This is a genomic window from Streptococcus oralis subsp. dentisani (genome assembly GCF_002096685.1).
Classification (GTDB): Bacteria; Bacillota; Bacilli; order Lactobacillales; family Streptococcaceae; genus Streptococcus; species Streptococcus oralis_AD.
Genome location: NZ_NCVA01000040.1, coordinates 35,117 through 52,849 on the forward strand (window position 1 = coordinate 35,117; position 17,733 = coordinate 52,849).

Genomic DNA, 17,733 nt, shown 5'->3' on the forward strand with positions numbered 1-17,733 from the left:
ATGAGTGACCCTAGAAAGAAGGAATGCTAAGTATGAGAAAAAAAACAATTGGTGAGGTTCTGCGTCTAGCCAGAATTAACCAGGGATTGAGTATAGAAGAACTGCAGGCAAAAACGGATATTCAGATGAATTTATTAGAAGCTATGGAGGCAGATGATTTTGATCAACTCCCTAGTACCTTCTACGCTCGTTCTTTTTTGAGAAAATATGCCTGGGCGGTTGAATTGGACGAGCGAATCATTTTGGATGCCTATGATTCAGGCAGCATGATCACCTATGAAGAGGTTGATGTTGATGAAGAAGACTTGTCTGGTCGCAGACGATCAAATAAGAAAAAAACGTCTTATCTCCCCTTGTTTTATTTCGTTCTATTTGCTTTGTCGATTTTAATTTTTGTGACTTATTATGTTTGGAATTATATCCAGACTCAACCAACGCGTCCTTCTTCGCCTAATTATAGTATTGTGAGCTCAACTAGTTCAACAACTTCAACTAGTTCATCTTCTAGTAGTCAGACGTCTAGCTCGTCTTCTACTACGGAATCAACTATTACAGTGTCAGGCGAAGGAAACCGCATTGAAGCTCGCTATAAAACGAGTAAGGAAACAGCTACGGTTCAGCTGGCAGTTTCGGATGTAACTAGCTGGGTTAGTGTTTCAGGAAGCGAGCTAGAGGGTGGTGTGACACTATCCGCAGACAATAAAAATGAAAAAACAACAGTTTCAACTAAGAATCCCGTTGCTATCACCTTAGGTGTAGTGAAGGGAGTTACTGTGACTGTAGATAATCAAACAGTTGATACTTCCAAGTTGACGACTCAGACTGGAACTGTAACACTTACATTCACTACAGACTAAGGAAGAACCAATGAAAAAAGAACAAATCCCTAATGTATTAACAATTGGTAGAATTCTCTTTATACCTCTCTTTATTCTTATTTTGACTTTGGGCCATTCACAAGGCAGTCACCTGCTGGCAGCAATCATCTTTGCAGTTGCTAGTATAACGGATTATCTTGATGGTTATCTTGCTCGCAAATGGAATGTGGTCAGCAACTTTGGAAAGTTTGCAGATCCAATGGCGGATAAGCTGCTGGTTATGTCAGCTTTTATCATGTTGATTGAGTTAGGTATGGCTCCAGCTTGGGTTGTTGCTATTATCATCTGTCGTGAACTCGCTGTGACAGGCCTCCGTCTGTTGCTCGTTGAGACGGGAGGAACGGTTCTGGCGGCAGCGATGCTAGGGAAAATCAAGACCTTTAGTCAGATGTTTGCCATTATCTTTTTGCTCTTACATTGGAATTTAATTGGTCAACTGTTGCTTTATATAGCTTTGTTTTTCACTATCTACTCTGGATATGATTATTTCAAGGGTAGCGCTCATGTATTTAAAGGGACATTTGGTTCGAAATGAAATCGATTATTGAAGTAAAAGATCTGTCTTTTCGATATAAAGAAGATCAAGAGTATTATGATGTTAATAGAGTTACGTTTCACGTGAAACGTGGGGAGTGGCTCTCAATCGTAGGTCATAATGGGAGTGGAAAATCAACAACTATCCGTTTGATTGATGGCTTGCTTGAAGCAGAGTCTGGAGAAATCTGGATAGATGGGCAATTGCTGTCTTCTGAGAACGTTTGGGACTTGCGTCGTCAAATTGGCATGGTTTTTCAAAATCCAGATAACCAATTTGTGGGGGCAACTGTTGAAGATGATGTTGCCTTTGGCCTAGAAAATCAGGGACTTCCTCGTGAAGAAATGAAGAAGAGAGTGGCTGAATCTTTGGAGTTGGTAGGTATGCTGGACTTTAAGAAGAGAGAACCAGCTCGTTTGTCTGGTGGACAAAAACAACGGGTGGCTATTGCAGGAGTTGTTGCCTTGAGGCCAGCTATTTTGATTTTGGACGAGGCTACAAGTATGTTGGATCCTGAGGGACGTAGAGAACTGATTCAGACAGTTCAAGAGATTCGAAAAGACCACCAGATGACAGTCGTCTCCATTACACATGACTTGGAAGAAGTTGCGATGAGTGATCGTGTCTTGGTCATGAAAAAAGGCCAAGTGGAGTCAACCAGCAGCCCAAGAGAACTTTTTTCTCGGGATGACCTTGACCAGATAGGGTTAGATGAGCCTTTTACTAATCAATTGAGAGAATCTTTGAGAGAAACTGGATATCAGTTGCCGGATAGCTATTTGACAGAAGGAGAGCTAGAGGACAAGCTATGGGAATTACTCTAGAAAATGTGAGCTTTACCTATCAAGAGGGGACCCCCCTATCTTCATCAGCCTTGACTGATGTTTCTTTGATGATTGAGGATGGTTCCTATACAGCTTTAGTAGGGCACACAGGTAGTGGGAAATCAACGATTTTACAGCTTTTAAATGGCCTATTGGTACCAAGTAAGGGTTCTGTTCGAGTTTTTGATACCGTCATTACCCCTACATCAACCAATAAAGAAATTCGTCAGATTCGAAAGCAGGTTGGTCTAGTGTTTCAATTTGCTGAAAATCAGATTTTTGAAGAGACTGTTTTGAAAGATGTTGCATTTGGACCGCAAAATTTTGGAGTTTCTGAGGAAGAGTCCAAGAAGATTGCGCGTGAAAAATTAGCCTTGGTAGGCATTGATGAGTCACTTTTTGAGCGCAGTCCTTTTGAACTTTCGGGTGGCCAAATGAGACGTGTGGCTATAGCAGGTATGCTAGCCATGGAGCCAACTGTCTTGGTTTTGGATGAGCCAACAGCAGGGCTAGATCCTCTGGGCAGAAAAGAATTGATGACCCTGTTTAAAAAACTTCACCTTTCTGGAATGACAATCGTTCTGGTAACGCATTTAATGGATGACGTAGCTACATATGCTGATCAGGTCTATGTTATGGAAAAGGGGCGTTTAGTCAAAAGTGGTAAACCGATCGAAGTTTTCCAAGATGTAGCCTCTATGGAAAAAGTGCAGTTAGGTGTGCCTAAAATCACAGCCTTTTGTAAGCGTTTGGCAGATAGAGGTGTAGCTTTTAAAAAACTGCCAATCAAGATAGAGGAGTTTAAGGAGTCGCTAAATGGATAGTATGATTTTAGGGCGTTATATACCGGGGGATTCCATCATTCATCGTTTGGATCCACGTAGTAAATTGCTTGCCATGATTCTGCTGATTTTGATTGTATTTTGGGCCAATAATCCTCTCACCAATCTCATTTTGTTTATAGCAACAGGTATATTTATCGCTTTGTCGGGCGTTTCCCTCTCGTTTTTTGTCCAGGGATTAAAATCCATGTTTTTCTTGATTGCTTTTACGACTCTATTTCAACTCTTTTTCATTTCAAATGGAAATGTCCTATTTGAGTTTTCTTTTATAAGAATAACGGATTATGCTTTGCAACAAGCAGGAATCATTTTCTGTCGTTTTGTGTTGATTATTTTCTTTTCAACCTTGCTGACATTAACGACAATGCCCTTGAGTTTAGCAGCTGCAGTTGAAGCTCTTTTAGCACCGCTGAAACGCGTGAAAGTTCCCGTTCATGAAATTGGTCTTATGTTATCAATGAGTTTACGTTTTGTTCCAACCTTGATGGATGACACGACGAGAATTATGAATGCTCAGAAAGCTCGTGGAGTTGACTTTGGCGAAGGTAGCATCGTTCAAAAAGTAAAGGCTATGATTCCGATTTTAATTCCTCTTTTTGCTACGAGCTTAAAGCGTGCAGATTCATTGGCAATAGCCATGGAAGCACGTGGTTATCAGGGAGGAAAGGGTAGAAGTCAGTATAGACAGTTGAGATGGAGTCAAAAGGATACACTAGCAATTCTTGTGATTTTGGTGCTGGGATGTCTCTTATTTTTCTTAAAATCTTAGTGGATTTGTAAGATTGATAAAAAATCACAGTAGTAGATCTTTAGTAAAAAGGTAGAAATATGAACCGTTTTAAAAAATCAAAATATCTAATCATCGTTTTTGTCACAGTTCTGGCAGTTTCCGTATTATTAGTTACAACTTATTCAAGTGCTATTGTGACGAAACTAGGAGATGGGATTTCCTTAGTAGATAGAATTGTTCAAAAACCCTTTCAGTGGTTTGACTCTTTCAAATCAGATTTGGGACATTTGACGCAGACTTATAATGAGAACGAGAGTCTAAAAAAACAACTCTACCAACTAGAAGTGGAGTCTAATCAATCAGAAAGTTTAAAAACTGAAAATGAACAACTACGTCAGTTGCTGGATATGAGGTCAAAATTACAGGCTACAAAAACCCTAGCAGCAGATGTGATTATGCGAGCTCCAGTATCTTGGAAGCAAGAGTTAACAATTGATGCGGGAAGTTCAAAAGGAGTTTCTGAAAACATGTTGGCCATTGCAAACGGTGGCTTGATTGGTAGTGTTTCAAAAGTAGAGGAGCATTCAACAACGGTCAACTTATTGACAAATACTGAAAATTCCGACAAAATTTCCGTTAAAATCCTGCATGGTTCTACTGAAATTTACGGAATTATCGTTGGTTATGACAAGGAATCTGAACTTCTTAAAATTAGTCAATTAAATAGTAACAGCGACATTAGCGCGGGAGATAAGGTGACTACAGGAGGGCTCGGAAACTTCAATGTTAAGGATATTCCTGTTGGAGAGGTTGTTGCCACAACACACAGCAGTGATTATCTAACAAAGGAAGTAACTGTAAAGTTAAGTGCTGACACCAAAAATCTTCATGTGGTAGAGTTAGTGGGGAATTAGCAATGAGACTGTTAAAACAAGTTGGTATTTTCTTTTTACTCCCTTTTGTTGTTCTAATTGATGCTCATATTGGACAACTGGTGGGATCCTTCTTCCCCCACTTTCATTTAGCCAGTCATTTTCTATTTTTATTTCTCTTATTTGAAACAATCGAAGTGTCAGAATATCTCTACCTAGCCTATTGTTTTATAGTGGGTTTGGTTTACGATATCTATTTTTTCCACTTGATTGGAATTGCCACGCTTTTGTTTATCTTGATAGGTGCTTCGCTCCACAAGTTCAATAGCGTGATTTTGACAAATCGTTGGACAAGGATGTTGACCATTATTGTGATCAGTTTTCTGTTTGATATGGGGAGCTATCTTTTGGCTCTTGCCGTGGGACTGACTGTAGATTCCATGCCGATATTCATCGTCTATAGCCTTGTCCCATCAATGATTCTGAACTTCTTATGGATTGTCATTTTTCAATTTATTTTTGAAAAAATTTATCTATAAGAAAGAAATATAAATGTAACAAAGGCGTAATATTTATTATGTCTTTTTTTGGTATACTAGTAATGTCTCAAATAGAAGGAGTATCGACAGAATATGAAGAAAAAAATCTTAGCGTCACTTTTGTTAAGTACAGTATTGGTCTCACAAACAGCAGTATTGACAACTGTTCGTGCAGAAACAACTGATGAAAAAATTGCTGCTCAAGATAATAAAATTAGCAGTTTAACAGCGCAACAACAAGAAGCTCAAAAGCAAGTGGATCAAATCCAAGGTCAAGTTTCAACAATTCAAGCAGAGCAAGCAAGCTTGCAAGCCGAAAACGAAAAATTACAAGCTGAATCTAAAAAACTTGAAGGAGAAATTACAGAGCTTTCTAAAAATATCGTGGCTCGTAATGCTTCTTTAGAAAAACAAGCACGTAGCGCACAGACAAATGGAGCTGCGACTAGCTACATTAATACAATTGTAAACTCAAAATCAATCACAGAAGCCATTTCGCGTGTTGCTGCAATGAGCGAGATTGTATCGGCTAACAACAAAATGTTGGAGCAACAAAAGGCTGATAAAAAAGCAATTTCTGATAAACAAGTAGCCAATAATGAAGCAATTAATACAGTTATTGCGAACCAACAAAAACTGGCTGATGATGCGCAGGCATTGACAACTAAGCAAGCTGAGTTGAAGGTTGCAGAGTTGAATCTTGCTGCTGAGAAAGCTACTGCAGAAGGTGAGAAAGCTAGTTTGCTAGAGCAGAAAGCGGCAGCAGAGGCAGAAGCACGTGCTGCTGCAGAAGCAGAAGCAGCTTACAGAGCACGTCAAACAAGCCAACAGCAATCAGTTGTTGCTTCTGGAAACACAAGTTTCTCAGCTCAAGTACAAGCAACATCAACAACTGACGAGGAGGATTCAAGCTACACTCCGGCACCTGCGCCAGCGCCTGCTAGACAACGTCCAACTTACAGCTCAAATGCTTCAAGTTATCCAACTGGTGAGTGTACTTGGGGAGCTAAAACATTGGCACCTTGGGCTGGAGATTACTGGGGCAACGGAGCTCAGTGGGCAACAAGTGCAGCTGCAGCAGGATTCCGTACAGGTTCAACTCCACAAGTTGGTGCGATTGCATGTTGGAATGATGGTGGTTATGGACACGTAGCGGTTGTTACAGCAGTTTCATCATCAACTCGTATTCAAGTATCAGAATCAAACTACGGTGGAGATCGTACAATCGGAAACAAACGTGGATGGTTCAACCCAACTACAACTTCTGAAGGTTACGTAACATATATCTATCCAAACTAATGTATAAAACGAAGAGACTCAATCGAGTCTCTTTTAATGTTTTTATCCGAAAGTCCTACTAAAATTCTACTAAATAGCTTGAAAATACTGTTGAAATATGATAAAATAAAACCTGTCGTGTAAACGATAATACTCATTCTTGATGAATTGTGAAACTGTTGCCCTTGGGTCGTTTTGCAAGTTGAAATCGAGAAGAGGAAAAAACAAAAAGGAGAAATACTCATGGCAGTAATTTCAATGAAACAACTTCTTGAGGCTGGTGTACACTTTGGTCACCAAACTCGTCGCTGGAACCCTAAGATGGCTAAGTACATCTTCACTGAGCGTAACGGAATCCACGTTATCGACTTGCAACAAACTGTAAAGTACGCTGACCAAGCATACGACTTTATGCGTGATGCGGCAGCTAACGATGCAGTTGTATTGTTTGTTGGTACTAAAAAACAAGCTGCTGACGCTGTTAAAGAAGAAGCAGAACGTTCAGGTCAATACTACATCAACCACCGTTGGTTGGGTGGAACTCTTACTAACTGGGGAACTATCCAAAAACGTATTGCTCGTTTGAAAGAAATCAAACGTATGGAAGAAGAAGGAATCTTCGACGTTCTTCCTAAGAAAGAAGTTGCACTTCTTAACAAGCAACGTGCACGTCTTGAAAAATTCTTGGGTGGTATCGAAGACATGCCTCGTATCCCAGATGTAATGTATGTAGTTGACCCACATAAAGAGCAAATCGCTGTTAAAGAAGCTAAAAAATTGGGAATCCCAGTTGTAGCGATGGTTGACACAAACACTGATCCAGACGATATCGATGTAATCATCCCAGCTAACGATGACGCTATCCGCGCTGTTAAATTGATCACAGCTAAATTGGCTGATGCTATCATCGAAGGACGCCAAGGAGAAGATGCAGCAGCAGTTGAAGCAGAATTTGCAGCTTCAGAAGCTCAAGCAGACTCAATCGAAGAAATCGTTGAAGTTGTAGAAGGCGATAACGCTTAATTCATATAAATAGTAATTACCTAGGAGGGCGGGGCGTAGCCCGGCTCTCCTATTTTTAAAAAATATAGGAGAATCAAAATGGCAGAAATTACAGCTAAACTTGTAAAAGAGTTGCGTGAAAAATCTGGTGCCGGTGTTATGGACGCTAAAAAAGCGCTTGTAGAAACAGACGGCGATATCGAAAAAGCGATTGAATTGCTTCGTGAAAAAGGTATGGCGAAAGCAGCTAAGAAAGCTGACCGCGTTGCTGCAGAAGGTTTGACTGGTGTATTTGTTAACGGTAACGTTGCAGCAGTAGTTGAAGTAAATGCTGAAACTGACTTCGTTGCGAAAAATGCTCAATTCGTTGACTTGGTAAATGCAACAGCTAAAGTAATTGCTGAAGGTAAACCAGCTAATAACGAAGAAGCACTTGCTTTGACAATGCCTTCAGGTGAAACTCTTGAAGCAGCCTATGTATCTGCAACAGCTACAATCGGTGAAAAAATCTCATTCCGTCGTTTTGCTTTGCTTGAAAAAACAGATGCACAACACTTTGGAGCATACCAACACAATGGTGGCCGTATCGGTGTCATCTCTGTTATTGAAGGTGGAGACGAAGCACTTGCTAAACAAATCTCAATGCACATTGCTGCGATGAAACCAACAGTTCTTTCTTACAAAGAATTGGATGAGCAATTCGTTAAAGATGAGTTGGCACAATTGAACCACGTGATTGACCAAGATAATGATAGCCGTGCAATGGTTGGTAAACCAGCTCTTCCACACTTGAAATATGGATCAAAAGCTCAATTGACTGATGAAGTGATTGCTCAAGCTGAAGAAGACATCAAAGCTGAGTTGGCTGCAGAAGGCAAACCAGAAAAAATCTGGGACAAAATCATTCCAGGTAAAATGGACCGCTTCATGCTTGACAACACCAAAGTTGACCAAGCATACACACTTCTTGCCCAAGTCTACATCATGGACGATAGCAAGACAGTTGAAGCTTACCTTGAATCAGTAAATGCTTCAGTAGTTGAGTTCGCTCGCTTTGAAGTTGGTGAAGGTATTGAGAAAGCTGCAAATGACTTCGAAGCAGAAGTTGCAGCTACAATGGCAGCAGCCTTGAATAACTAATGATAAAAGAGGAAGCAATTTGCTTCCTTTTTCTTATGTGACTATTAGTCCGTCTCGCTCCGTTAGGTGCGAGACAAATAAACCACCTGCTATGCGGGTGCGTGTCGAAGGTTATACCAAAAAAACTCCAAACGCGATACAATAAAGGTGTTCAAGCCAATTGTAAAGCGAAAGGAGAAAAATATGGCACAAAAGGCACATAGTTTATCACACACAAAGTGGATGTGTAAATATCACATTGTGTTCACCCCTAAGTATAGACGAAAAATCATTTATAATCAATATCGAAGTAGTTTGGGAGAAATATTCCACCGTTTATGTAGTTATAAAGGTGTTGAGATTATCGAAGGACACTTAATGCCTGATCATGTACATATGTTAGTAAGTATTCCACTAAGGATAAGTGTTTCAAGTTTCATGGGTTATTTAAAAGGTAAAAGTGCACTCATGATGTTTGACAAACACGCCAACCTCAAGTACAAGTTTGGAAATCGACATTTCTGGGCAGAAGGTTATTATGTGAGTACAGTGGGACTTAATGAAGCCACAATTAAGAAATATATTCAAGAGCAGGAAAAGCATGATATAGCACTAGATAAATTAAGTGTAAAAGAATATGAGGATCCCTTTAGGGATAGTGGTAAGTAATGCGAACACCTCTTTGAGAGGTTTGTGAAGAGTCAAGAGCAATGAGGCTTGAACAACGTGAAAGCCAGCGTCTTTAGGCGCTGGCTGGTAATTTGGGCTTATAGCCCTGGTGCAAACCACCCGTTAGACGGGTGGTTATGATTTTGCTGTAGGGAACTTAGATTTTTCTTTAAATTGAACAAAGAAAAAGCCCTATAATAAGGGCTAAGTGCATTTAGGAGACTACACTTCAAATTCATAGAGTGCTGTAGACAAATAACGTTCGCCGTTATCTGGTGCTAAAGCAAGGACTTTCTTACCTGTACCTAATTTCTTGGCAACCTCAATTGCCCCGTAAATCGCTGCAGCTGAAGAAATCCCAACAAGGAAGCCTTCTTTTCCACCAATTTCACGGCCAAGTGTGAGTGCATCATCTGATGTTACACGGACGATACCATCATAGGCTTTTGTATCAAGTGTATCAGGAATAAATCCAGCTGAGATACCTTGAATTTTGTGAGGTCCTGGTTTTTCACCAGACAAGATAGCTGACTCGTCTGCCTCAACTGCATAAACTTGAATGTCTGGATTTGCTGCTTTAAGAGCGTGAGAAACACCTGAAATCGTTCCACCAGTACCAACACCACCCACAAAAGCATCTAGTCCATCAGAACCGAAAGCAGCCAGTATTTCAGCTCCTGTTGTTCTTTCGTGTATTTCAGGATTAGCTGGATTGTTAAATTGGAGTGGAAGGAAGCCGTCACGTTCAGCTGCGATCTCCTGAGCCTTGGCAATTGCGCCTTTCATTCCTTCGCTACCAGGAGTAAGGACGAGTTCAGCACCATAGGCTTGGATAATCTTACGTCGTTCCACACTCATCGTTTCGGGCATGACGATAACAACTTTATATCCCTTAGCAGCACCTACCCAAGAAAGTCCGATACCAGTATTTCCACTCGTTGCCTCAACAATGGTAGCACCTGGTTTTAGAATACCATCTTGTTCCGCTTTTTCAATCATGCTAAGGGCAATACGGTCTTTTACTGACGATCCAGGGTTAAAAGCTTCAAGTTTTACATAAACATCTGCAGCACCCTCTGGAACAATGTTGTTAAGTTTAACAATCGGTGTTTGTCCGATTAGTTCAGTGATATTGTTATAAATAGCCATAGATATACCTCTTTGTATAAGATGATACTAGTATAACGCGCTCAAGGCTATTTGTAAAATATAGAAATCCTATCAAAGCGATAGGATTTTTTTATATCAAAGGTCTGAGCTGTAAATCTGCGAATAAATTTAGTAGGTGCTATCTATATTTTTGTTTACAATAAGTTTACAGGAACTTCAACTTCTCGTAAACCTTGATCTGTTAAAGCAACCTTTCCATTAAAAAACTCCACAAGAGCAGCCTTGATATTTTCTTTCTCTTCCTTGTCAACATAAATTATCGTATCGACTTGATCTGTAAAGTTTGTATCCAGCTCCATGAGATCATGTTCTTTAAGGAAGTTACTGTACTCTTGGTATTGAGCGTAAGACATTTGAATGGCTATACCAGCTTGCTCTTTGATTTCAATAATGCCAATCTCTTTGACAGCCAAGGCCACACTACCTGCATAAGCACGAATTAAACCACCAGCACCTAGCTTAATTCCCCCGAAGTAGCGAGTAACCACTACGCAGACATTGGTAAGATTGTGATTTTCTAAGACACCGAGCATAGGGACTCCAGCAGTACCACTAGGCTCACCATCATCACTCGTGCGCTTAATCTCACTGCGTTCCCCTACAATAAAAGCCGAGCAGTTATGGGTAGCTTTGTAGTGTTCTTTTTTGATGGCCGTGATGAAATTACGAGCCTCTTCTTCACTATAGACACGCTTTGCATGACAGATAAAGCGAGATTTTTTGATTTCTTCGTGGACCTGCCCATCCTCTTTAATTGTTCTAAATTCCATGATTTTATTGTACTAAAAAAATACAAAAAGAGCTAGATATTTACGAATAAAGAAGTATGAAAGTAGATCCAAATTACCTCGGTCGCTTGTTTACTGAGAGAGAATTAACTAAAGAAGAACGTCAAATGGCCGTGAAACTACCAGCAATGAGAAAAGAGAAGGGAAAACTTTTCTGTCAACGGTGTAATAGTAGCATTCTAGAAGAATGGTATTTGCCCATTGGTGCTTACTATTGTAGGGAGTGTTTATTGATGAAGCGAGTCAGGAGTGATCAAGCTTTATACTATTTTACGCAGGAAGATTTTCCTAAGCAAGATGTTCTCAAATGGCGTGGTCAGTTAACACCTTTTCAGGAAAAAGTGTCAGAGGGACTTCTTCAAGCGGTAGACAAGCAAGAGCCAACCTTGGTTCATGCTGTGACAGGTGCTGGAAAGACAGAGATGATCTATCAAGTTGTAGCTAAAGTGATTGATGATGGTGGTGCAGTTTGTTTGGCCAGTCCTCGAATTGATGTATGTTTGGAACTGTATAAGCGACTGCAGAATGACTTTGCTTGCGATATAGCGCTACTCCATGGCGAATCAGAGCCCTATTTTCGAACTCCCTTAGTAATTGCAACAACTCATCAGTTATTAAAATTTTATCATGCTTTTGATTTGTTGATAGTGGATGAGGTAGATGCCTTTCCTTATGTTGACAACTCTATGCTTTACTATGCTGTAAAGAATAGTGTAAAGGAGGATGGATTAAGGATATTCCTTACAGCAACTTCTACAGATGAGTTAGATAGGAAGGTTCGCACAGGAGAATTAAAACGATTAAGCTTGCCGAGACGGTTTCATGGAAATCCTTTGATTATTCCTAAACCAGTCTGGTTATCGGATTTTAATCGTTATTTAGATAAGAGTCAGTTGTCACCTAAGTTAAAGAGCTCCATTGAGAAGCAGAGAAGAACAGGTTATCCCTTGTTAATCTTTGCATCAGAAATTAAAAAAGGCGAGAAACTAAAAGAAATATTGCAGGAACAGTTTCCAAATGAAAATATCGGCTTTGTTTCCTCTGTCACAGAAAACCGATTAGAGCAGGTGCAAGCTTTTCGAGATGGAGAGTTGACGATACTGATCAGTACGACAATTTTAGAGCGTGGAGTTACCTTCCCTTGTGTGGATGTTTTCGTAGTAGAAGCTAATCATCGTCTCTTTACCAAGTCTAGCTTGATTCAGATTGGTGGGCGAGTTGGGCGTAGTATGGACAGACCAACTGGTGAGTTGCTCTTCTTTCATGATGGATTAAATACTTCCATCAAAAAGGCAATCAAGGAAATCAAGCAGATGAACAAGGAGGCGGGATTATGAATTGTTTATTATGTGGCCAGTCAACAAAGAGTGACTTGACATTTAGTCACCTCTTACTGTTTAAGAATGAGCACAACTATCTTTGCTCAGCTTGTGATTCTACTTTTGAGAAGATTGGTGAAGACCATTGTCCAAACTGCATGAAAAGAGGGTTGTCAACAACGTGTCAAGATTGTAAACTTTGGTGTGAAGATGGGATTCAAGTTGATCATAAAGCAATCTTCACCTATAATCAAGCTATGAAAGACTTCTTTAGTCGATATAAGTTTGATGGGGATTTTCTGCTTAGAAAGGTTTTTACTCCTGTACTTGCAGATGAGTTGAAAAAGTATAGAGACTATGAATTTGTGGTAATTCCCCTAAGTCCTGAAAGATTGCTTGAGAGAGGATTTAATCAGGTTGAAGGTTTGGTTGAGGCAGCAGGATTTTCCTTTCAAGATTTACTAGGGAAAAGAGAAGAGAAGGCTAGTTCTTCTAAGAATCGCTCAGAACGATTAGCTACTGAAATTCCCTTTTATATTAAAACGGAAGCCCCTCTTCCTAAGAAGATTTTGGTTATTGATGACATCTATACGACAGGGGCGACTATCAATCGTGTGAAGCGACTGTTTGAAGAGGCAGGTGTTTTGGAAGTCAAAACTTTTTCTCTTGTAAGATAAGGAAAAAATTTGCAAAATGAAAATGAAAGCGTTATAATATAGTTAGAAAAATAAAAATGTTTAGAAAGAAGGTACTTATATGATTAAATATAGTATCCGTGGTGAAAACCTAGAAGTAACAGAAGCAATTCGCAATTATGTAGTTTCTAAACTCGAAAAGATCGAAAAATATTTTCAACCTGAACAAGAGTTGGATGCACGTGTCAACTTGAAAGTTTACCGTGAAAAAACAGCAAAAGTTGAAGTAACAATTCCACTTGGGTCAATTACTCTTCGTGCAGAAGATATTTCTCAAGATATGTATGGTTCTATCGATCTTGTAACAGATAAAATTGAACGCCAGATTCGAAAAAATAAAACAAAAATCGAACGCAAGAATAAAAATAAGGTTGCAACAAGCCAACTCTTTACAGATGCTCTAGTTGAAGATGCAAATGTTGTGCAGCCAAAAGTGGTTCGTTCAAAACAAATTGATTTAAAACCAATGGATTTGGAAGAAGCACTTCTTCAAATGGATTTGTTGGGGCATGATTTCTTTATCTATGTTGATGTCGAAGATCAAACAACAAATGTTTTGTATCGCCGCGAAGATGGTGAAGTTGGTTTGCTAGAAGTTAAGGAATCATAAAATCTTGACAACTATGTAAAAGTGGTTTACACAATTGTAAACCACTTTTGTATTGCATCATTATACAAGGTATAAATGGAGGTAGTTATGAAAGAGGTAGTGATTGTTTCAGCAGTGCGAACTCCTATTGGTTCCTTTGGAGGAAGCTTGAAGAATGTTTCTGCTGTTGATTTAGGAGCTTTGGTTATTAAGAGTGTTTTGGAGAAGGCGAGTGTGAAACAAGAGCAAGTAGATGAAGTGATTATGGGGAATGTCCTAGGCGCAGGTTTAGGTCAAAACGTAGCTCGTCAAATGAGCATTCAAGCGGGGCTCCCTGAATTTACACCAGCCTTTACCATTAATAAGGTTTGTGGTTCTGGGTTGAAGGCAGTTCAGTTAGCTGCTCAAGCGATTCGATGTGGCGATGCAGATATTATCGTAGCTGGTGGTGCAGAAAACATGAGTCAGACTCCATATGTTTTGCCAAACTTCCGTTGGGGCGGCCGTATGGGAGATTCGAAAGTGGTAGACACCATGATTAAGGACGGTTTGTCTGATGCTTTTAACGAATACCATATGGGGATTACAGCTGAGAATGTGGCTGAGGAATATGGTATTAGCCGGGATGAACAAGATGCTCTTGCTTTGGAATCACAAAAACGAGCAGTGGCGGCTATAGAATCTGGACGCTTTAAGAAAGAGATTGTTCCAGTGGTCATTCCTCAACGCAAAGGTGATCCTATTGTCTTTGATACAGATGAATTTCCTAGAAAAGATGCCAGCTTGGAGAGCTTGTCTAAGCTAGGTCCTGTTTTCAAAAAAGACGGTTCTGTTACAGCAGGTAATGCATCAGGTATCAATGACGGAGCAGCTGCTGTCTTGGTCATGAGTGCTGAAAAAGCTGAAGAATTGGGACTCCCAGTGATTGCTCGTATTCATTCGTATGCAAGTGCAGGTTTGGATCCTAAGATGATGGGATGTGGACCGATTTATGCGACTCGCAAGGCTCTTGAAAAAGGCAATTTGACAGTTGAAGATCTCGACTTGATTGAGTCAAATGAAGCCTTTGCTGCCCAGACTTGTGCAGTTGGTAAAACACTTGGTTTCAACACAGATATTGTCAACGTCAATGGTGGGGCCATTGCTCTTGGTCACCCAATTGGGGCTTCCGGTTGCCGTATCCTAGTAACGCTGGTACATGAGATGATGAAACGTGATGCTAAAACTGGGTTAGCGACTCTCTGTATCGGAGGAGGGATGGGGACTGCCCTTGTCGTGGAACGTTAGGTGTTAGTGATCTGAACACGTGGGTAGGAGGGTGATGATTCCCTCCTCTTTTTGTGTCTGAAGTTAGAGAAATCAATCATGAAAGAAAGGCTTGCATCTTTTAAAAGGTCGCTTTTTAAGGGTTTTTGTGATATAATAATGCGCAAGAGGTTTAGAATGAAAAAAAATAATTTAATCCCGTTTTCTGCAGTCTTGCTAGGACTTGCAACTTTCGGAATCTTAACTTTGCTGATTATTTTTTCACATAATCTTGCTGTAACAATCACTGTTTTGTTTTTATTTGTACTGTTTTATCTGCTTTTGTTTGTATGGCAAAAAAAACAGTATGAAAAGAGCGAAATTGAACAAATCCAATATGTAAATCACCAAGCCGAAAATAGCTTGAGTACTTTGCTTGATCAAATGCCGGTGGGAGTCCTGAAATTAGACTTATCAAGCGGAGAAGTAGAATGGTTTAATCCCTATGCTGAGCTAATTTTGACTACTGAAGAAGGCGAAATTGATGTTGAGTTAATTCAAACCATCATCAAGGCTTCTGTTGGGAATCCTGGTTCGTATGCTACCTTGGGCGAAACACGCTATGCCGTTCATATGGACAAGGCTTCGGGTGTTTTGTATTTCTTTGATGTTTCTGGGGAGTACGAAGCAACTGTCGAATTGGTAACTAGCCGTCCAGTCATTGGAGTCATCTCGGTAGATAACTATGATGATTTGGAGGATGCGACATCTGACTCTGATATCAGCCATATTAATAGTTTTGTAGCCAATTTTATTTCAGAATTTGCAAGTAAGTATGCTATGTTCTCTCGCCGTGTGGGGATGGATCGTTTTTATGTATTCACAGATTACACAGTACTCGAGGAATTGATGAATGATAAATTCTCTGTTATTGATACTTTCCGAGAAGAGTCAAAACAGAGGCAACTGGCCCTAACTTTAAGTATGGGATTTTCTTATGGTGATGGAAACCATGAAGAGATAGGGAAAATTGCCTTGCTCAACTTGAACTTAGCAGAAGTTCGCGGTGGTGACCAGGTGGTTGTCAAGGAAAATGATGAAACTAAGAACCCAGTCTATTTTGGTGGTGGTTCCGCAGCCTCTGTTAAGAGAACGAGAACACGTACGAGAGCCATGATGACAGCTATTTCTGATAAGATCCGCAGTGTGGATCAGGTTTTTGTAGTTGGTCATAAAAATCTGGATATGGATGCCTTGGGGTCTGCGGTCGGCATGCAGTTGTTTGCTAGCAATATCACTGAAAATAGCTATGCTGTCTATGATGTGGAACAAATGTCGCCAGACATTGAGCGCGCCGTCAACTTCTTGGGGAAAGAAGGAGTCACTAAACTCTTGCCTCTTACAGATGCGATGAAGTTAGTCACAAATCGTTCGTTGTTGATTCTAGTGGATCATTCGAAGACAGCTTTGACTTTATCGAAAGATTTTTACGAACTGTTCACTCAAACTATTGTTATTGACCATCATAGACGTGATCAGGATTTCCCTGAGAATGCAGTCATCACCTATATTGAAAGTGGGGCAAGTAGTGCCAGTGAGTTGGTCACAGAATTGATTCAGTTCCAAAATTCTAAGAAGAATCGTTTGAGTCGTATGCAGGCCAGTGTTTTGATGGCTGGTATGATGCTGGATACCAAGAATTTCACATCTCGAGTAACGAGTCGAACTTTTGATGTTGCTAGCTACCTCAGGACGCGTGGAAGCGATAGTATTGCTATTCAGGAGATTGCTGCGACAGATTTTGAAGAATACCGCGAGGTAAATGAACTCATTTTACAAGGTCGTAAGTTAGGTTCAGATATCTTGATTGCCCAAGCTAAGGATTCGACCACTTATGACACAGTCGTCATCAGTAAGGCCGCTGATTCCATGTTGGCTATGTCCGGTATTGAAGCCAGCTTCGTTCTGGCAAAAAATACACAAGGATTTATCTCCATCTCGGCTCGAAGTCGTAGTAAAATCAATGTGCAACGCATTATGGAAGAGCTGGGTGGTGGAGGTCACTTTAATCTAGCAGCTGCGCAAATTGAGGATATGAGTTTGTCGGAAGCAGGAGAAAAATTGACTCAACTAATCTTGGAAGAACTAAAGGAAAAGGAGAAAGAAGAATGAAAGTAATCTTTTTAGCAGATGTTAAAGGAAAAGGGAAGAAAGGCGAAATTAAGGAAGTACCAACTGGCTACGCTCAAAACTTCCTGATTAAAAAGAATTTGGCCAAGGAAGCAACTGCTCAAGCAGTGGGTGAGTTGCGTGGAAAACAAAAATCTGAAGAAAAAGCTCATGCAGAGATGATTGCTGAAGCAAAGGCTATCAAGGCCAAGCTAGAAGCAGCAGAAACTGTTGTAGAGTTTGTTGAAAAGGTTGGACCAGATGGCCGTACATTTGGTTCCATCACTAACAAGAAAATTGCAGAAGAATTGCAAAAGCAATTTGGTATCAAGATTGACAAGCGTCATATTCAGGTAAAAGCACCAATTCGAGCAGTAGGTTTGATTGATGTGCCAGTGAAGATCTATCAAGATGTTACAAGTGTCATCAATCTTCGTGTAAAAGAAGGGTAACTTTACAACTTCTTGACA

19 protein-coding genes are annotated in these 17,733 nt (G+C 40.2%); 17 read left to right on the plus strand and 2 right to left on the minus strand.

Features of this window, described 5'->3' with window-relative positions; translation table 11 throughout:
• Positions 1-32 precede the first annotated feature (32 nt).
• The 11 genes from rodZ to tnpA all read left to right on the plus strand — a co-directional run bounded on the left by rodZ (position 33) and on the right by tnpA (position 9,288).
• A complete protein-coding gene (gene rodZ / locus B7705_RS04660) occupies positions 33-857 on the plus strand; it encodes a cytoskeleton protein RodZ (protein WP_162284873.1) in 825 nt (274 codons plus the stop codon).
• A 10-nt stretch (positions 858-867) separates the two neighbouring features.
• Entirely contained in the window at positions 868-1,413 is a 546-nt protein-coding gene (gene pgsA, locus B7705_RS04665) for a CDP-diacylglycerol--glycerol-3-phosphate 3-phosphatidyltransferase (protein WP_084948196.1), read from the plus strand.
• The gene (locus B7705_RS04670; protein ID WP_084948198.1) at positions 1,410-2,237 is read left to right on the plus strand and encodes an energy-coupling factor ABC transporter ATP-binding protein; all 828 of its coding nucleotides are present in this window, start codon (positions 1,410-1,412) and stop codon (positions 2,235-2,237) included. Before pgsA ends, B7705_RS04670 begins: the two co-directional genes overlap by 4 nt.
• Positions 2,222-3,061 carry an energy-coupling factor transporter ATPase gene (locus B7705_RS04675; RefSeq protein ID WP_084948199.1) on the plus strand — a complete coding sequence of 280 codons (840 nt, stop codon included), beginning with the start codon at positions 2,222-2,224 and terminating at the stop codon, positions 3,059-3,061. Before B7705_RS04670 ends, B7705_RS04675 begins: the two co-directional genes overlap by 16 nt.
• Positions 3,054-3,848, plus strand: coding sequence for an energy-coupling factor transporter transmembrane component T family protein (locus B7705_RS04680; RefSeq protein WP_084948201.1), 795 nt, complete (start codon positions 3,054-3,056; stop codon positions 3,846-3,848). Before B7705_RS04675 ends, B7705_RS04680 begins: the two co-directional genes overlap by 8 nt.
• 59 nt (positions 3,849-3,907) lie before the next feature.
• Positions 3,908-4,723, plus strand: coding sequence for a rod shape-determining protein MreC (gene mreC, locus B7705_RS04685; RefSeq protein WP_084948202.1), 816 nt, complete (start codon positions 3,908-3,910; stop codon positions 4,721-4,723).
• A gap of 2 nt (positions 4,724-4,725) precedes the next feature.
• The gene (gene mreD / locus B7705_RS04690; protein ID WP_084948204.1) at positions 4,726-5,220 is read left to right on the plus strand and encodes a rod shape-determining protein MreD; all 495 of its coding nucleotides are present in this window, start codon (positions 4,726-4,728) and stop codon (positions 5,218-5,220) included.
• Between the two features lie 93 nt (positions 5,221-5,313).
• Positions 5,314-6,519 carry a peptidoglycan hydrolase PcsB gene (pcsB, locus tag B7705_RS04695; RefSeq protein WP_084948205.1) on the plus strand — a complete coding sequence of 402 codons (1,206 nt, stop codon included), beginning with the start codon at positions 5,314-5,316 and terminating at the stop codon, positions 6,517-6,519.
• Between the two features lie 222 nt (positions 6,520-6,741).
• Complete coding sequence (rpsB, locus tag B7705_RS04705) at positions 6,742-7,521, plus strand: 30S ribosomal protein S2 (protein WP_000268475.1); 780 nt, start codon at positions 6,742-6,744, stop codon at positions 7,519-7,521.
• A gap of 78 nt (positions 7,522-7,599) precedes the next feature.
• Positions 7,600-8,640 carry a translation elongation factor Ts gene (gene tsf / locus B7705_RS04710; protein ID WP_084948207.1) on the plus strand — a complete coding sequence of 347 codons (1,041 nt, stop codon included), beginning with the start codon at positions 7,600-7,602 and terminating at the stop codon, positions 8,638-8,640.
• A 183-nt stretch (positions 8,641-8,823) separates the two neighbouring features.
• Positions 8,824-9,288 carry an IS200/IS605 family transposase gene (gene tnpA, locus B7705_RS04715; protein ID WP_084948208.1) on the plus strand — a complete coding sequence of 155 codons (465 nt, stop codon included), beginning with the start codon at positions 8,824-8,826 and terminating at the stop codon, positions 9,286-9,288.
• A 222-nt stretch (positions 9,289-9,510) separates the two neighbouring features.
• Here tnpA and cysK read toward each other — a convergent pair whose 3' ends face one another.
• Both cysK and B7705_RS04725 read right to left on the minus strand, forming a co-directional pair.
• Positions 9,511-10,437, minus strand: a complete 927-nt coding sequence (gene cysK / locus B7705_RS04720) for a cysteine synthase A (RefSeq protein WP_084948210.1) — start codon at positions 10,435-10,437, stop codon at positions 9,511-9,513.
• 155 nt (positions 10,438-10,592) lie between these two features.
• Positions 10,593-11,228, minus strand: a complete 636-nt coding sequence (locus B7705_RS04725; RefSeq protein WP_084948211.1) for a YigZ family protein — start codon at positions 11,226-11,228, stop codon at positions 10,593-10,595.
• 56 nt (positions 11,229-11,284) lie between these two features.
• Between B7705_RS04725 and B7705_RS04730 the strand changes: the two genes are divergently transcribed.
• The 6 genes from B7705_RS04730 (at position 11,285) to rplI (ending at position 17,715) form a co-directional block, all read left to right on the plus strand.
• A complete protein-coding gene (locus B7705_RS04730; RefSeq protein ID WP_084948213.1) occupies positions 11,285-12,583 on the plus strand; it encodes an ATP-dependent helicase ComFA in 1,299 nt (432 codons plus the stop codon).
• The gene (locus B7705_RS04735) at positions 12,580-13,242 is read left to right on the plus strand and encodes a ComF family protein (protein ID WP_000995711.1); all 663 of its coding nucleotides are present in this window, start codon (positions 12,580-12,582) and stop codon (positions 13,240-13,242) included. The genes B7705_RS04730 and B7705_RS04735 overlap by 4 nt, the downstream gene beginning before the upstream one ends.
• Positions 13,243-13,321: 79 nt before the next feature.
• Positions 13,322-13,870: a ribosome hibernation-promoting factor, HPF/YfiA family gene (gene hpf / locus B7705_RS04740; RefSeq protein ID WP_000599119.1), complete on the plus strand. Its 549-nt coding sequence runs from the start codon at positions 13,322-13,324 to the stop codon at positions 13,868-13,870.
• An 87-nt stretch (positions 13,871-13,957) separates the two neighbouring features.
• Positions 13,958-15,136, plus strand: a complete 1,179-nt coding sequence (locus B7705_RS04745; protein ID WP_084948214.1) for an acetyl-CoA C-acetyltransferase — start codon at positions 13,958-13,960, stop codon at positions 15,134-15,136.
• Positions 15,137-15,292: 156 nt separating this feature from the next.
• Entirely contained in the window at positions 15,293-17,266 is a 1,974-nt protein-coding gene (locus B7705_RS04750; RefSeq protein WP_084948216.1) for a DHH family phosphoesterase, read from the plus strand.
• On the plus strand, positions 17,263-17,715 hold the full coding sequence (gene rplI, locus B7705_RS04755; RefSeq protein ID WP_061453896.1) for a 50S ribosomal protein L9: 453 nt from the start codon (positions 17,263-17,265) through the stop codon (positions 17,713-17,715). Before B7705_RS04750 ends, rplI begins: the two co-directional genes overlap by 4 nt.
• Positions 17,716-17,733: the final 18 nt, after the last annotated feature.

Bases quoted from the DNA above. Each gene is read 5' to 3' on its own strand.
- mreD (WP_084948204.1), top strand. From the start codon at position 4,726: ATGAGACTGTTAAAACAAGTTGGTATTTTCTTTTTACTCCCTTTTGTT.
- B7705_RS04730 (WP_084948213.1), top strand. From the start codon at position 11,285: ATGAAAGTAGATCCAAATTACCTCGGTCGCTTGTTTACTGAGAGAGAA.
- rodZ (WP_162284873.1), top strand. From the start codon at position 33: ATGAGAAAAAAAACAATTGGTGAGGTTCTGCGTCTAGCCAGAATTAAC.
- mreC (WP_084948202.1), top strand. From the start codon at position 3,908: ATGAACCGTTTTAAAAAATCAAAATATCTAATCATCGTTTTTGTCACA.
- B7705_RS04725 (WP_084948211.1), bottom strand. From the start codon at position 11,228: ATGGAATTTAGAACAATTAAAGAGGATGGGCAGGTCCACGAAGAAATC.
- B7705_RS04735 (WP_000995711.1), top strand. From the start codon at position 12,580: ATGAATTGTTTATTATGTGGCCAGTCAACAAAGAGTGACTTGACATTT.
- B7705_RS04670 (WP_084948198.1), top strand. From the start codon at position 1,410: ATGAAATCGATTATTGAAGTAAAAGATCTGTCTTTTCGATATAAAGAA.
- rpsB (WP_000268475.1), top strand. From the start codon at position 6,742: ATGGCAGTAATTTCAATGAAACAACTTCTTGAGGCTGGTGTACACTTT.
- rplI (WP_061453896.1), top strand. From the start codon at position 17,263: ATGAAAGTAATCTTTTTAGCAGATGTTAAAGGAAAAGGGAAGAAAGGC.
- cysK (WP_084948210.1), bottom strand. From the start codon at position 10,437: ATGGCTATTTATAACAATATCACTGAACTAATCGGACAAACACCGATT.
- pgsA (WP_084948196.1), top strand. From the start codon at position 868: ATGAAAAAAGAACAAATCCCTAATGTATTAACAATTGGTAGAATTCTC.
- B7705_RS04745 (WP_084948214.1), top strand. From the start codon at position 13,958: ATGAAAGAGGTAGTGATTGTTTCAGCAGTGCGAACTCCTATTGGTTCC.
- tnpA (WP_084948208.1), top strand. From the start codon at position 8,824: ATGGCACAAAAGGCACATAGTTTATCACACACAAAGTGGATGTGTAAA.
- B7705_RS04680 (WP_084948201.1), top strand. From the start codon at position 3,054: ATGGATAGTATGATTTTAGGGCGTTATATACCGGGGGATTCCATCATT.
- hpf (WP_000599119.1), top strand. From the start codon at position 13,322: ATGATTAAATATAGTATCCGTGGTGAAAACCTAGAAGTAACAGAAGCA.
- B7705_RS04750 (WP_084948216.1), top strand. From the start codon at position 15,293: ATGAAAAAAAATAATTTAATCCCGTTTTCTGCAGTCTTGCTAGGACTT.
- B7705_RS04675 (WP_084948199.1), top strand. From the start codon at position 2,222: ATGGGAATTACTCTAGAAAATGTGAGCTTTACCTATCAAGAGGGGACC.
- pcsB (WP_084948205.1), top strand. From the start codon at position 5,314: ATGAAGAAAAAAATCTTAGCGTCACTTTTGTTAAGTACAGTATTGGTC.
- tsf (WP_084948207.1), top strand. From the start codon at position 7,600: ATGGCAGAAATTACAGCTAAACTTGTAAAAGAGTTGCGTGAAAAATCT.